Source organism: Streptomyces sp. bgisy159, assembly GCF_057707805.1.
The window spans coordinates 125578-140042 of record NZ_JBYIQX010000005.1 but is presented as its reverse complement, the minus strand read 5'-3'; the positions used below and the strand labels follow the sequence as shown (position 1 = coordinate 140042).

At 74.0% G+C, this 14465-nt stretch carries 8 protein-coding genes; 3 read left to right on the top strand and 5 right to left on the bottom strand.

From position 1 onward, the window contains the following. Positions 1-2: 2 nt before the first annotated feature. The gene (locus AC3ET3_RS07630; RefSeq protein ID WP_435611865.1) at positions 3-6677 is read left to right on the top strand and encodes an SDR family NAD(P)-dependent oxidoreductase; all 6675 of its coding nucleotides are present in this window, start codon (positions 3-5) and stop codon (positions 6675-6677) included. A 63-nt stretch (positions 6678-6740) separates the two neighbouring features. Here the strand turns inward: AC3ET3_RS07630 and AC3ET3_RS07625 are convergent, their stop codons facing one another. The 3 genes from AC3ET3_RS07625 to AC3ET3_RS07615 are packed head-to-tail and all read right to left on the bottom strand — an operon-like array spanning position 6741 to position 9873. Beyond that, a complete protein-coding gene (locus AC3ET3_RS07625) occupies positions 6741-7571 on the bottom strand; it encodes a sugar phosphate isomerase/epimerase family protein (RefSeq protein ID WP_432133130.1) in 831 nt (276 codons plus the stop codon). Further along, positions 7568-8719, bottom strand: coding sequence for a dihydrodipicolinate synthase family protein (locus tag AC3ET3_RS07620; RefSeq protein WP_435611864.1), 1152 nt, complete (start codon positions 8717-8719; stop codon positions 7568-7570). The genes AC3ET3_RS07625 and AC3ET3_RS07620 overlap by 4 nt, the downstream gene beginning before the upstream one ends. After that, the gene (locus AC3ET3_RS07615) at positions 8716-9873 is read right to left on the bottom strand and encodes a Gfo/Idh/MocA family protein (RefSeq protein ID WP_432133132.1); all 1158 of its coding nucleotides are present in this window, start codon (positions 9871-9873) and stop codon (positions 8716-8718) included. The genes AC3ET3_RS07620 and AC3ET3_RS07615 overlap by 4 nt, the downstream gene beginning before the upstream one ends. 342 nt (positions 9874-10215) lie before the next feature. On the opposite strand from AC3ET3_RS07615, the gene AC3ET3_RS07610 reads away from it, so the two are divergent. Next, positions 10216-11262, top strand: a complete 1047-nt coding sequence (locus AC3ET3_RS07610; protein WP_432133133.1) for a LacI family DNA-binding transcriptional regulator — start codon at positions 10216-10218, stop codon at positions 11260-11262. 301 nt (positions 11263-11563) lie between these two features. After that, positions 11564-12364 carry a sugar phosphate isomerase/epimerase family protein gene (locus tag AC3ET3_RS07605; RefSeq protein WP_432156653.1) on the top strand — a complete coding sequence of 267 codons (801 nt, stop codon included), beginning with the start codon at positions 11564-11566 and terminating at the stop codon, positions 12362-12364. 27 nt (positions 12365-12391) lie between these two features. Here AC3ET3_RS07605 and AC3ET3_RS07600 read toward each other — a convergent pair whose 3' ends face one another. Continuing rightward, on the bottom strand, positions 12392-13030 hold the full coding sequence (locus AC3ET3_RS07600) for a GNAT family N-acetyltransferase (protein ID WP_432156654.1): 639 nt from the start codon (positions 13028-13030) through the stop codon (positions 12392-12394). Then, positions 13027-14268, bottom strand: a complete 1242-nt coding sequence (aroA, locus tag AC3ET3_RS07595; protein WP_432133136.1) for a 3-phosphoshikimate 1-carboxyvinyltransferase — start codon at positions 14266-14268, stop codon at positions 13027-13029. Before aroA ends, AC3ET3_RS07600 begins: the two co-directional genes overlap by 4 nt. Positions 14269-14465 lie beyond the last annotated feature (197 nt).

Genomic DNA, 14465 nt, shown 5'->3' with positions numbered 1-14465 from the left:
ACATGGTTGCGGACAGGAAAGCGGCCTCGGCGGCCGGTCGGCGGGTGTTCACGGCGGGTGAGCTGCGGTCGATTCTGCGCCGGCTCGTCTCGGAGAGCGTCGGCGTCCCGGAGGCCGAGGTCGGCGACAACCGTCTTCTCGTGGACTACGGACTGACCTCACGTGCCGCCGTCGGGCTGGCGGGCCGTCTGGAGCAGGTGCTGCAGCTGCCCCTGCCGGCCACGTTGATGTGGGAGGCCCCGACCGTCGAGCAGCTCGCACGCCGGCTCGGCGAGGTTCAGGCGTCGGCGGCGCAGGAGCCCGAGGAGCACCACGGGGGGCCGAGGACACGGCGGGTACCCGGAGAGCCCTGTCCCGTCGCCGTGGTCGGCCTCGGCTGCCGCCTCCCGGGGGGCGTCACCGGTCCGGAGGCGTTCTGGAAGCAGCTCCTGGACGGACGGGACTTCATCGGTGACGTGCCGGCCCTACGCCGGCACACCTTCGCCGCCGCTGCCCGTGCCACCGCGCGCATCGAGGAAGTGATGGGGCAGGGCGCCTTCCTGGACGACGTCGACGCCTTCGACGCAGGTTACTTCGGCATCACCCCGCGAGAAGCGGAGGTGATGGACCCGCAGCAGCGCCTGCTCCTGGAGGTCGCGTGCGAGGCCCTGGACCACGCCGGCCGACCGGCCCACTCGCTCGCGGGCAGCGACACTGGCGTGTTCGTCGGCCTCAGCGCCCTGGAGTACGGGCACCTGACCACCGCCGATCCCCGTCATCTGACGCCGTGGACCACCACCGGCGCCGCGGGAAGCATCGCCGCGAACCGGCTGTCCTACCTGTTCGACCTGCACGGCCCGAGCGTCACGCTCGACACCGCCTGCTCCTCCTCTCTGGTGGCGGTGCACCAGGCCTGCGTCAGCCTGAGCATCGGCGAGTGCGACACCGCTCTGGCCGCCGGGTCCAACATCCTGCTGCTGCCCACCGTCACGGCCTCGTTCGAGCAGGCGGGAGCACTGGCGGCGGACAGGCGCTGCAAGCCGTTCGACGCGGCGGCGGACGGCATCACCCGCGGAGAGGGGTGCGCGGTCGTCGTCCTGCGTCGGCTGGCCGACGCACAGCGCGACGGTGACCGCGTCCTGGCCGTCATCAAGGGCACGGCGGTCAACAGTGACGGCAGATCGGCCGGGCTGATGGCGCCCAACCCGGCTGCTCAGGAGCACCTGTTGCGCAGCGCCCTCGGGAACGCCCGGGTCGAGCCGGACACGGTCGACTTCGTCGAGACACACGGCACGGGCACCCTTCTGGGCGACCCCATGGAAGCCGGCGCACTGGGTGCGGTCATCGGCCGCGGCAGGCCCGCCGGGCAGCCGCTGCTCATCGGCTCCGTGAAGAGCAACCTCGGACACCTCGAGGGGGCGGCGGGGATCGTCGGCCTGGTCAAGACCGTGCTCGCGCTGCACCACCGCCGCATCCCGCACACCCTGCACTTCCGGACGCCGAACCCGCACATCGACTTCGAAGAGCTGCGGCTGCGGGTCGTCTCGTCCCCCGTCGCCTGGCCCGAGCGGGGTGACCGTCCGGCCCGTGCCGGTGTGTCGGCCTTCGGCTTCGGGGGCACCAACGCGCACGTCGTGCTCGAGCAGGCACCCGAGGACACCTCCCGCCCCCCGGACGCGCACGGTGACGACTCCCGGCACCAGCACGTCCTGGTCGTTTCCGCCAGGTCACGGCAACGCCTGGGGGACGCCGCGACCGCACTCGCCCGGCTGACGGCATCCGGTGACGCCCCCGCCCTGCGGGACCTCGCGTACACCCTCGCCCGGCATCGCAGGGGGGAAACCTGCGCCGCCGTGGTCGCACGCACCCACGAGGAGGCGGCCGGCCGTCTGGCGGCTCTCGCACGCGAGGACGAAGGCTTGGGTATCGTCCCGGCGTGCCCCGACCACTCGGCGGCACACCCGGACGCGGAGCGCCGACCCGTCTTCGTCTTCTCGGGTCACGGCTCTCAGAGGCAGGACATGGGACGGCGGCTCCTCGCCTCTGATCCGCTCTTCGAGGCCGAGGTGCGTGCGCTGGACCCCGTCTTCCTGGAGGTGTCCGGCAGCCACTCGCTGAGCGGCCTCCTCGGATCACCGGACGGAGACGGGGTGGACCTCACCCAGCCCGCGCTGTTCGGCCTGCAGGTCGCGCTGGCGCGCACCCTCATGGCCTACGGTGTCCGGCCCGCCGCCGTCATCGGCCACTCGGTGGGCGAGGTGAGCGCAGCGGTGATCGCCGGTGCGCTCACCCCCGCCGACGGCCTGCGCGTCGTGCGCCACCGCTCGGCACTGCTGTCCGCCGTCGACGCCCAGGGCTCCGGCGCCATGGCCGCCGTCGAGCTTCCGGTCGAGGAACGGGCCGGTGTCCTGGGGCGGTTCCCGGGGGTGGAGATCGCCGTGCACTCCTCTCCGTACCGGTGCACGGTCACCGGACCGGCCGAGGCCGTACGCCGGATGGTGGACGACCTGTCCGCGCAAGGCCGGCTGACCCGCATGCTGAACGTGGGCGGGGCGGGGCACTCCCCCGCGGTGGAAGGCCTCCTCCCGGAACTGGACGAGGCCCTCACCTCGCTCTGTCCGCACCCGGCGGAAGTGACGTGGTACTCCACCGTGCTGGACGACCCACGCGAGTTCGTCGGCGCCGACGCCGCCTACTGGTGCGCCAACGTCCGGCGCCCCGTCCGGCTGCACCAGGCGGTCGAGGCAGCCGTCCGCGACGGGAACGACATCTTCCTGGAGATCTCCCCGCACCCCATCGCTCTCGTGCCGGTCGGCGAATCCGCCCAGGCCGTGGACAGCGCCTCGGACCCGCTGGTCGTCCCGACCCTCGACAAACGGGGCGACGAGCCGGCCGATCTGCGCACCGCGCTCGTCCGCCTCCACCTCGCGGGTGTGCCCGTGGACGAGGAACTGCTCTGGCCGGCGGGCCGCCGCGTCCCGCTCCCCAGCCCGGACTGGCGCCATGAACGCCTCTGGTTCGACCGGGGCGTGACCGGTCTTGCCGCCGGATCCGCACACGGCCCGGGCGCACTCGGCCCGCGCACGGACGACCCCCGCGGCGACGCCGTGCTGTGGCAGGCCGACCTCGGGACGGCGGGAACGGACCGTCCCGAACGTCTCCTTCACGGACAACCCGTGCTCAGCCTCCCGCAGGCCGTCGCGCTCGTGATCGCCGCGAGCCAGGAGGTCCACGGGCACGACGTCGTCACCGGCCTGTGCCTGGAGGACGTCGCCCTCCACCAGTGGCTCCCCCTCGCCCGGAGCACTCCCGTCACCCTCACGTGGGAGCCCAGCGGCGATCACGCGGACGTCACCGTCAACGCGCGGGCGGCGGACGGCTCGTGGCGCTGTCACGCGTCGGCCCGGGTACGTGTCCGTGCGAAGGCGCCGGCGAGGGAGAGCGACGGTGGCGCCGGCGCACCGGAGGTCATCGGCCGGTGGGCACCCGCCGATCCCGCACCCGGCGAACGAAGCGAACCCGCCGGCGCACGCTGTGAGGAGCTGCTCACCGCGCTGCTGTACGCACCGACGCGCACGGAGCCCGCGGAGCCCGGCCTTGGTCCGGACCGGCTGCCGGTTCCCACCGCAGTGCGTTCCCTTCACATCGAGCGGTTCTCGACGGACGAACCGGTCACCGTCGAAGGACTGCGGACGGGCCCCCGGCGGGCCGTGCCGAGCGAGGCCGGCGGCTCCGCCGTCCCGCGCGGCACCGGCCCGGTCTGGGACCTCGTTGCGCGCGGCGCCCGGACCCGGGTGAGCGCCCGGGGGGTGGAGTTCGACTCGGCCGGCCCTCTTGACGTCCCCAGGCCGCTGGACGCACTCAGTCACGAGATCCAGTGGCAGAAGTCACCCGTCCCGCTGCCTGGGCGGCTGGACCGTGTGCTCCTGCTGTCCGGCGAGCCGGCACCCGAATCCGAGGGCGCCGTGACGGCCGCCCTCGAGGCGGCTCTGCGACGCAAGGGCGTGACGACCACCACGTGCGCGGGCTCCTCCCGCGCCATGGAACCGGCGCTCACGGAATGGCTCGGCACCGTCGGCCGGGACGAGAGCACGGCCGTGGTCCTGCTCCTGACCGGACCGTCCGCCGGCCCCGCCGACACCGCCGCCCTGCACACGGCGTTCGCCCTCGCGCGACGGCTCTGTGCCGAGGCGTCGGAGGGACGCCGCCCCCGGCTGTGGTTCGTCACGCAGGGGGCCCGGTCCACGAGCCCCGGGGAGCCCGGCGAGCCGGGGCTGGCCTGCCTGCGCGGACTCGTACGCACACTGGCTCTGGAGGAACCCGCGCTGCGGGCGGGTCTCGTGGACGCGGCGCCCGCGTCCGCCGACGAACTCCTTCAGGAACTGCTCGGCGACAGTCCCGAGGACGAGGTCGCCTGGCGAGAGGGGACCCGGCTCGTCGCCCGCCTGAGCTCCGCTGACCTGACCGCCCAGCAGTACGAGAAGCCCTTCGTGCGGCGCGACGGCGCCTACCTCGTCACCGGCGGCCTCACCGGGCTCGGTTTGGCGACCGCCGGGCGCCTCGCCGGTCAGGGCGCGGGCCACCTGGTCCTCAACGGCCGGCGCGCTCCCGCCCCCGAGGCGCAGCGGGTCATTGCCGACCTGCGCGCCCGGGGGACGGCCGTCACGGTGGTCCAGGGGGACATCGCCGAACCCGGGGTGGCGTCACGCCTGGTGCAGGCCGCGACGTCCCAGGGGCACGAACTGCGCGGCGTCGCGCACTGCGCGGGTGTCCTGCACGACCGGCTGATCACCAACCTTGGGGCTGACGACATCGACACCGTGCTCCGCCCCAAGGTGGCCGGCGCGATGCTGCTCGAAGAGGCCCTGGACGCCCACGACATCGACTGGTGGGTCTTCTACAGTTCGGCCGCCGCCCTCCTCGGCTCGCCCGGCCAGTCCGCCTACGCGGCCGCCAACGCGTGGCTGGACGCCCTGGTGCAGCGGCGCCGCTCCGAGGGCAGGCCTGCGACGTCCATCGCCTGGGGGCCGTGGAGCGGCACCGGTGGCGTCCCCGACGGCCGTGCGACGGCGCTGCGGCCGCTCACCATGGACGAGGGACTGGACGCCCTGCAGACGCTCGTCGTCCACGACCGGACGCACACGGGAGTCGCGCACTTCGACGGCGAGCGGGTACTGGCGGCCTTCCCCGGCGTCTCCTCCATCCCCTTCTTCGCCGAGGCCGTGCACGACGGCACCGCCGCCGGGGACGACGGCTGGGCGGGGCCCGACGGCATCAGGGCGCTGGGGGACGGCGCGGCGGACCTGGTCCACGGGCGCCTGGTCAAGCGGGTCGCGGCCATCATGGGCTTCGGGACGGCCGACCTCGACGAGACGGTGCCCCTCCCGCGGCTGGGCCTCGACTCCCTCATGGCGGTCCGCATCCGTCACGCGGTCCAGCAGGATTTCGGCGTCGAACTGCCCCCCGACCTCATGCTGCGGGGCGCGACACTCCAGGAGGTCGGGTACACCCTCCGGGAGGGCCTCGGATTGGGGCACGACACCGCCGGCACGGCCGAGGCACCGCCCGAGGCGACGGCGGCGGATCTCGCCCCGCCCCCGGCCCTGCCCAGCTCGATCCAGCCCCGGGACGCCGCCGAGCGCCTGGTGGCCGGGGCCTGGGGCGAGGTCCTGACGGAGCGCCCCGAGGACGTCTACAGCGACTTCGCCGCGGCCGGCGGGACCGAGCGCACGGCCGAGCGCCTGGTGGAGACCATCCGCGGCCGCCTGGGTGGGGTGCCAGTGGATCTCACCGCCGCATCGGTGCTGGAGGAGCGGACGGTGGCCGCCATCGCCGAACTGATCCGTCCGGTGGTCAACTCGCGCGGGAAGGACCCGGTCACCGTTCTGCGGCCCCCGGTGAGGGGGAGCGCGAAGCGTCCGCTGTTCACCTTCCACCCGGCCGGGGGCCCCACGTCCGTCTACCAGCCGCTCACCCAGCTGCTGCCACCCGACCGGGCCGTGTACGGCATGGAGCGGCTGGACGACGTGGACACGCTGGAGGAGAAGGCCGCGCGCTATGTCTCCCTCGTCACGGATCTGCAGCCGGAGGGCCCCTACCACCTCATCGGCTGGTCCTTCGGCGGCTGTCTCGCGTACGAGGCCGCACGGCAACTGCGGGAGGCCGGGGAACGCGTCGGGTTCCTCGGGCTCATCGACACGATCCTTCCCGCCGCACTGCCCGACCTCGACCCGGACGATCTGCTCGAACGGTTCAAACGGTTCACGGAGTACGTGCGCACCACCTACGGACGCGACCTGGACCTCTCGTACGAGGAACTTGCGCGGACCCCCGAGCGGCAGCACATCGACGTCGTCATGCGCAAGGTGGCCGAGGCTGGTCTCGACATGAGTCCCGGCATCATGGAGCACCAGCGCACGTCGTACATCGACGCGCGGGTCGGGGAGCGCTACACCCCACGGCCCACCGACGTCCCCGTCGTGCTCTACCGGGCACAGCAGCCGCAGCCCCTGACGACCGCTCTCGACCCGCGGTATCTGCGAACGGAGGCGGACCTCGGCTGGGCGCCGCTGTGCTCCGGTGGTCTCGACATCGTGCCCGTGCCGGGTGACCACCTCTCCCTCATCGACCCCCCGCACGTGGCGGTGATCGCACGGCACCTCACGGAGGCGCTCGAGGCTGCGCGTGGCCGGCGCTGAGGTACCGGCCTTCCCCGCGTCGCACGGCGCGGGTGCGCCGCGGCGCACCCGCGCCGGCCCCGATCAGGCCGCGTGCTCCACGAAGCGTGCCGCCGTTTCGGCGAGCACCTCGCGGCCGTCCCGGGCCCACAGCGCGTCGTTGAAGAGCTCGACCTCGATCGGGCCCGTGTACCCGGCCGCCTCCACGTGGGCCTTCCACTCCCGCATGTCGATCGCGCCGTCGCCGATCTGGCCGCGGCCGTTGAGGACGCCCTCGGGCAGCGGGGTGGTCCAGTCGGCGAGCTGGAAGGTGTGGATGCGGCCCTGGGCGCCCGCGCGGGCGATCTGCGCGGGCGCCTGGTCGTCCCACCAGACGTGGTAGGTGTCGACCGTGACACCGACCTGGTGTGCGGGGAAGCGTTCCGCGATGTCCAGGGCCTGGGCGAGGGTGGAGACCACGCAGCGGTCGGAGGCGAACATGGGGTGCAGCGGCTCGATGGCCAGTCGCACCCCGTGCTCCCCCGCGTAGGGGCCGAGTTCGGCGAGCGCGTCCGCGATCCGTTCCCGGGCGGCGCGCAGGTCCTTGGAACCGGCCGGGAGTCCGCCGGAGACCAGGACCAGGGTGCCGGTGCCGAGGACCGCCGCCTCGTCGACGGCGCGGCGGTTGTCGGCCAGGGCGGCCGCCCGCTCGCCGGGGTCGATCGCGGTGAGGAAGCCGCCGCGGCACAGCGTCGTCACCGCCAGACCGGCGTCGCGGACCAGTTTCGCGGCCGCCTCGACGCCGTACTCCCGCACCGGCTCGCGCCACAGGCCGACGCCCGGTACGCCCAGGTCCCGGCAGGCGTCGACGAGGTCGGGCAGGGACAGCTGCCTGACCGTCATCTGGTTGATGCTGAAGCGGGAGAGGTCGGTCACGGGGTCACTCCGTACAGGTGCAGCAGGGTCCTCATCCGTTCCTCGGCCAGCTTCGGGTCGGGGAACAGGCCGAGGCCGTCGGCGAGTTCGTAGGCGCGGGCGAGGTGCGGGAGGGAGCGGGCCGACTGCAGGCCGCCGACCATGGTGAAGTGGGACTGGTGGCCGGCCAGCCAGGCCAGGAAGACCACGCCGGTCTTGTAGTAGCGGGTCGGGGCCTGGAAGAGGTGGCGGGAGAGCTCGACGGTGGGGGCGAGGAGGGCGCGGAAACCCTCCGTGTCACCGGTGTCGAGGATCCGTACCGCCTGCGCGGCCAGCGGGCCCAGCGGGTCGAAGATGCCGAGGAGGGCGTGGCTGAAGCCCTGGTCGTCGCCGGCGATCAGCTCGGGGTAGTGGAAGTCGTCGCCGGTGTAGCAGCGGACGCCGTCGGGGAGCCTGCGGCGCAGGTCGACCTCGCGCCGGGCGTCCAGGAGGGAGACCTTGATGCCGTCCACCTTGTCCGGGTGCGCGGCGATGACGTCCAGGAAGGTGTCCGTGGCCGTGTCGAGGTCGGCGGAGCCCCAGTAGCCCTCCAGCGCCGGGTCGAACATCGGGCCCAGCCAGTGCAGGATCACCGGCTCGGCGGCCTGGCGGAGCAGATGGCCGTAGACCTCCAGGTAGTCCTCGGGTCCGCGGGCCGTGGCGGCCAGGGCGCGGGAGGCCATGAGGATGGCCTGGGCGCCGGACTCCTCGACGACGGCCAGCTGCTCCTCGTAGGCCGCGCGGACCTCGGCGAGGGTGCCCGCGGTGAGCTGGTCGGTGCCGACGCCGCAGGCGATGCGGCCGCCGACCGCCCGGGCCTCGGCGGCGCTGCGGCGGATCAGCTCGGCCGCGCCCGCCCAGTCCAGGCCCATGCCGCGCTGGGCGGTGTCCATGGCCTCGGCGACACCGAGCCCGTGGGACCACAGGTGGCGGCGGAAGGCGAGGGTGGCGTCCCAGTCGACGGCGGCGGGCGAGTCGGGGCTCACGTCGGCGAACGGGTCGGCGACGACGTGGGCCGCCGAGAAGACCGTACGGGAGGTGAAGGGGGTGCCGGGGGCCACAGCGAGGGGTTCGGTGCGGGGCTCGTACGTCCGCAGGCCACCCGTGGCGTCCGGCAGTCGGATGGTCACAGGGAGACCTCCGGCACCTCGATGCGGCGGCCCTCCGCCGACGACTTCAGGCCCAGTTCGGCGAGCTGGACGCCGCGGGCGCCGGCCAGCAGGTCCCAGTGGTAGGGGGTGCCGGCGTAGACGTGCCTGAGGAACAGCTCCCACTGGGCCTTGAAGCCGTTGTCGAAGTCGCCGTTGTCCGGGACCTCCTGCCACTGGTCGCGGAAGACCTCGGTGGCGGGGATGTCGGGGTTCCAGACCGGCTTGGGGGTGGCGGAGCGGTGCTGGACGCGGCAGTTGCGCAGGCCGGCGACCGCGGAGCCCTCGGTTCCGTCGACCTGGAACTCGACCAGTTCGTCGCGGTGGACGCGGACCGTCCAGGAGGAGTTGATCTGGGCGACGGCGCCGCCGTCGAGCTCGAAGACGCCGTAGGCGGCGTCGTCGGCGGTGGCGTCGTAGGGCTTGCCGTTCTCGTCCCAGCGCTGGGGGACGTGGGTGGCGGTGAGGGCCTGCACGGACCGCACGCGGCCGAACAGCTCGTGCAGCACGTACTCCCAGTGCGGGAACATGTCGACGACGATGCCGCCGCCGTCCTCGGCGCGGTAGTTCCAGGAGGGGCGCTGGGCCGCCTGCCAGTCGCCCTCGAAGACCCAGTAGCCGAACTCGCCCCGCACGGAGAGGATCCGGCCGAAGAAGCCGCCGTCGATCAGACGCTTCAGCTTGAGCAGGCCCGGGAGGAACAGCTTGTCCTGGACCACGCCGTGCTTGATGCCCCGCGCGTGGGCCAGCCGGGCGAGTTCCAGGGCGCCGTCGAGGCCGGTGGCCGTCGGCTTCTCGGTGTAGACGTGCTTGCCCGCGGCGATCGCCTTCCTGATCGCCTCCTCGCGGGCGGAGGTCACCTGGGCGTCGAAGTAGATGTCGACGGTCTCGTCGGCGAGGACCGTGTCCAGGTCGGTGGAGACGTTGTCAAGGTCGAGGCCGTGCTTCTCGGCGAGCGCCTTCAGCGCGTGCTCGCGCCGGCCGACCAGGACCGGTTCCGGCCACAGCACGGTGCCGTCGCCGAGGTCGAGTCCGCCCTGCTCGCGGATGGCCAGGATGGAGCGGACGAGGTGCTGGCGGTAGCCCATGCGCCCGGTCACGCCGTTCATGGCGATACGCACCGTCTTGCGTGTCACGTCGGTGAGGGTCCTTTCGTACGCGGGGTCCGCGCCGCGTACGCCACCTCCCTCTCACTGGTGAGCGTCACAGCAAGCGCTTTCTATACGATAGAAAGCTAGCCTCTGGACAGCCGTCGCGACAAGACCGTGACGGGGTCGAGTTGTTCGAGGAGTCGAACAAGGGGGGCTCGGGGGCTTAGGGTCTGCACGACACGCCCGGCGGGCAGCCGGAACCAGGCCTCTGACGAGGCTGTCTACGAGGGCGTACGGCGACGACGGCGTACGGCCGCAGGGGCGTACGGCGATGTGGCAGGACGTACCACGACGCACGAAGAGATTGCGCGACCGGAGGACGACAAGATGACGGTGACCCTGGCGGACGTGGCGGCCCGCGCCCAGGTCTCCCCCGCGACGGTGTCGCGCGTACTGAACGGCAACTACCCCGTGGCCGCGTCCACGCGCGAACGGGTGCTGCGGGCCGTGGACGAACTGGACTACGTGCTCAACGGACCGGCCAGCGCGCTGGCCGCGTCGACCTCCGACCTGGTGGGCATCCTGGTCAACGACATCGCCGACCCCTTCTTCGGGATCATGGCGAGCGCGATCCAGGCGGAGATCGGCGGCCCCGGCGGCCGGGCCGGCGGCGAACGGCTCGCCGTGGTCTGCAACACCGGCGGCTCGCCCGAGCGGGAGCTGACGTATCTGACGCTGCTGCAGCGTCAGCGGGCGGCGGCCGTGGTGCTCACCGGCGGCGCCGTGGAGAACGAGCCGCACGCGGCGGCGGTGTCGGACAAGCTGCGCAAGCTGCGGGCCGCCGGGACGCACGTGGTGCTGTGCGGCCGGCCGCCGGCGGAGGACACCGACGCGGTGGCCCTCACCTTCGACAACCGGGGCGGCGGCCGTGAGCTGACCGAGCACCTCATCGGGCTCGGCCACCGGCGCCTCGGCTACATCGCCGGCCCCGAGGAGCGCACCACCACCCGGCACCGCCTGGAGGGGCACCGGGCCGCGCTGGCCGCGGCGGGCATCGAGGAGGACCCGCAGTGGACCGTGCACGGTCCGTACGACCGGCGGGCGGGCTACGAGGCCACCCGGGAACTGCTGCGGCGCGACCCCTCCCTGACGGCCGTCGTCGCCGCCAACGACTCGGTCGCGCTGGGCGCGTGCGCCGCGTTGCGGGAGTCCGGGCTGCGGATTCCCGAGGACGTGTCGGTGGCCGGCTTCGACGACCTCCCCTTCAGCATCGACGCGGTGCCCTCCCTCACGACGGTGCGGCTGCCGCTCGCCGAGGCCGGTGCCCGCGCCGGGCGCATCGCCATGGGCCGCGAGGAGCCCCCGCCCGGCGGTATCGCCACGATCAGGGGGGAACTCATGGTGCGGGGGTCCACGGGGACGCCTCGGGCGTGAAGCCGTGCGGGACGGGGCGGGGCCCGGGGGCGGCCGACGCCCGGGGGTGCGCGAGGCCGCCGGAGGTGCCAGGCCGCCGGTGAGCAGGGGGCCGGGAGCCGGGGGCGGAGAGCAGGGGCCGGGGGCGGAGAGCAGGGGCCGGGGGCAGAGGGCGGGGAGCAGAGGGCCAGGGTCAGGGAGCCGGGGGGTGCGGCACCCGGCGTCCGGGAGGCCCGGAGCACCGGCCTCGGGATGACCGACAACGGCCGGTGCCCGCCGGTTCGCCGCGCCCGCGCCGAGGCGGCGCAGTAGGGTCCCGAACATGAAGTTCGCCTTCTCCACGCTCGGTCTGCCCGGTCTTCCCCTCCCCGAGGTGCTGCGGCTCGCGGTCGCGCACGGATACCACGGGGTCGAGCTGCGCGCCCATCCCGAGGAGCCGGTCCACCCCGGCCTCGATGCCGGGGAACGGGCCGCGGTGGCCGGCCTGTTCGCCTCGGCGGGTGTGCAGGTGCTCGGCCTTACGGGGTACGCGCGCGTGTGCGCGCCGGGCGACGACGCGGCCGTGGTGGCGGAGATCCGGGCCCTGCTGGACCTCGCCCACGACCTCGGCGCGCCCTTCGTCCGGGTCTTCCCCGGCGCCGCCGAGGGACAGTCCGCGCAGGACGCCGACGCGGTCGCGGCCGGCCGGCTCGCGACCGCCGCCGAGCACGCCGCCGAAGTCGGCGTACGGATCCTGCTGGAGACCCACGACTCGCACCGCACCGGCGCCGCCGCGACCCGGGTGCTCGGCCTGGTCGGGCACCGCCAGGTGGGCGCGCTGTGGGACGTGATGCACACCTGGCTGGGCGGCGAGCAGCCCCTCGACAGCTACGCGGCGCTCGCGCCCTATCTGGGCTACGTCCAGGTCAAGGACATCGCGTCGCCCGACGACACGACGCCGCTGCCGCTGGGCTCCGGCGTACTGCCGCTCGCGGAGTGCGTGGAGGTGCTGTCTCGGCACGGCTGGGACGGCTGGCTGTGCTGGGAGTACGAGAAGCGCTGGTACGAGGCGGCCGAGCCGCTGCCGGGGCTGCTGGGCGCGGGGCGGGAGCACCTGGGACGGCTGCTGAACGAGTCGGCGTGACGCGCGGGGCCGCCGGGCCCTCACCGCTCAGACCGTCGCCCCGCTCTCCCGTCGCCTCGCCACCCTGGCCGCAAGCTCGGCCTTCCGGGCGGGCCACTCGTCCGCGGTGATGGAGAAGACCGCCGAGTCGCGCAGCCGGTCGTCCTCGCCCGGCGCCCAGGAGCGGGACGAGTTGCGCATGACGCCCTCGAAGCGGGCGCCGACGCTCGCTATGGCGGCGCGGGAGCGGGCGTTGCGGGCGTCGGTCCTGAGCTCGACGCGGGAGACCCGCCACTGTTCGAAGGCGTGCCGGAAGAGCAGGTACTTGGCCTCGGCGTTGACGCCCGTGCCCTGCGCGGAGGCCGCGAGCCAGGTGAAGCCGACCTCAACGGCGTCCAGCCGGTCGTCGGTGCGCCAGCAGCGCGGTTCCAGGTAGGCGGTCGCGCCGACCGCGCGGCCGGTGGCGAGGGACACCTGGGCGTACGGGGCGACGCGGCCGGTAGCCGCGCTGGCCAGCTGGGCGTCGACGTACGCGCCGATCCCGTCCGCTCTCGGCACCCACGTGAAGGCGTACGCGCGCCGGTCCTCCTCCGCCGCCACCGCCAGGTCTGCCGCGTGCCGGTGCGCCAGCGGCTCCAGCCGGACCAGCGTGCCCTCCAGGGCCGGGCCCCGTAGCTCGAAGCTCACCGAGTGATGTCCTTCCGCAGTCGTGCGAACGCCTCGTGGAAACCTGGGAAAGTCTTGCGGACGCAGCCGGGGTCGTCGAACGAAATACCGGGGGTGCGCAGGCCGGTGACGGCGAAGGACATCACGATGCGGTGGTCGCCGTACGAGGTGACCGGCGAGGCCGCGGCGGGCGTCGCGGGCCGGATCTCGATCCAGTCCGGGCCGGTGCCGACCGGGACGCCCAGCCGCCGCAGGTTCGCCGCGCAGGCCTCCAGGCGGTCGCACTCCTTGACCCGGGTGTTGGCGACGTCCTCGATGCGCACCGGGCCGGAGGCGTAGGGGGCGATGGCGGCGAGGGTGGGCATGGTGTCGGAGATGTCCCGCATGTTCACGGTGAGGCCGCGCAGTTCGCCCGTGCCCTCGACGGTCGTCGCGGCCGGGCCGACGTCCACCTTCGCGCCCATGCGGCGCAGTACGTCCACGAAGCCGAGGTCGCCCTGGAGGGCGCCCTCGCCCAGGCCCTCGACGGTCACCCGGGCACCGGGGGTGACGGCGGCGGCGGCGAAGAAGTAGCTCGCGGTGGAGGCGTCCGGCTCGATGGCGTAGGTGGTGGCCCGGTAGCCGCCCGGCGCGACGGCGAAGACGTCGCCCTCCCGGGTCACCTCCGCACCGAAGGCCCGCATCATCGCCGTGGTGATCTCGACGTACGGCACCGAGACCAGGTCGGTGACGCGGATCCGCAGTCCGCGCCGGGTCAGCGGGCCGAGCAGGAGCAGCGCGGTGAGGTACTGGGAGGACTGGCCGGCGTCCAGAGTGACCTCGCCGCCTTCCACGCCCGCCGCGCGGACCGTCAGCGGGTGGTGCCCCTCCGCCTGCTCGTGCCGCAGGTCGACGCCGAGGTCGCGCAGGGCGCGGGTGAGCGGCAGCAGCGGTCGGCGGCGCATCTGCGCGGAGGCGTCGAAGCGGTAGGTGCCGCGGCCGGTGGCGGCGAGCGCGGGCAGGAAGCGGGCCGTCGTCGCGCCGTCCCGGCAGTACACGTCCGCCTCGGCCACCGCCGGGCCGGCCGGGCGTCCGTCGATCTGCCAGCTGTCCGGGGTGCGCCCGACGCGGTAGCCGAGCCGGGTGAGCCCCTCGGCGAAGCCCTCCGTGTCGTCCGAGCGCAGCGGGCGCACGAGGGTGGTGACGCCGTCGGCGGCAGCCGCGAGGAAGAGGGCGCGGGCGGTGATGGACTTGGAACCGGGGATGGCGACGCTGGACATGGCCCTCATGATCCCGTGCCGACCGCCTCCGGAGCAGGGACGTCCACGGTATGAACGCCGCGGCCGGGCGGGGGCGGTCAGGCCAGGGATACTCCACCGGCTGGCGGGGCCCCCGCGCACCAGCGCGTGCCGCGCACCGGCTCGCCCGGGGAACACCTCCGACGTCCTGCCGGGACACGGGAACGAGAGGCGAGAGG

Bases quoted from the DNA above. Each gene is read 5' to 3' on its own strand.
- AC3ET3_RS07630 (WP_435611865.1), top strand. From the start codon at position 3: ATGGTTGCGGACAGGAAAGCGGCCTCGGCGGCCGGTCGGCGGGTGTTC.
- AC3ET3_RS07610 (WP_432133133.1), top strand. From the start codon at position 10,216: ATGACGGTGACCCTGGCGGACGTGGCGGCCCGCGCCCAGGTCTCCCCC.
- AC3ET3_RS07605 (WP_432156653.1), top strand. From the start codon at position 11,564: ATGAAGTTCGCCTTCTCCACGCTCGGTCTGCCCGGTCTTCCCCTCCCC.
- aroA (WP_432133136.1), bottom strand. From the start codon at position 14,268: ATGTCCAGCGTCGCCATCCCCGGTTCCAAGTCCATCACCGCCCGCGCC.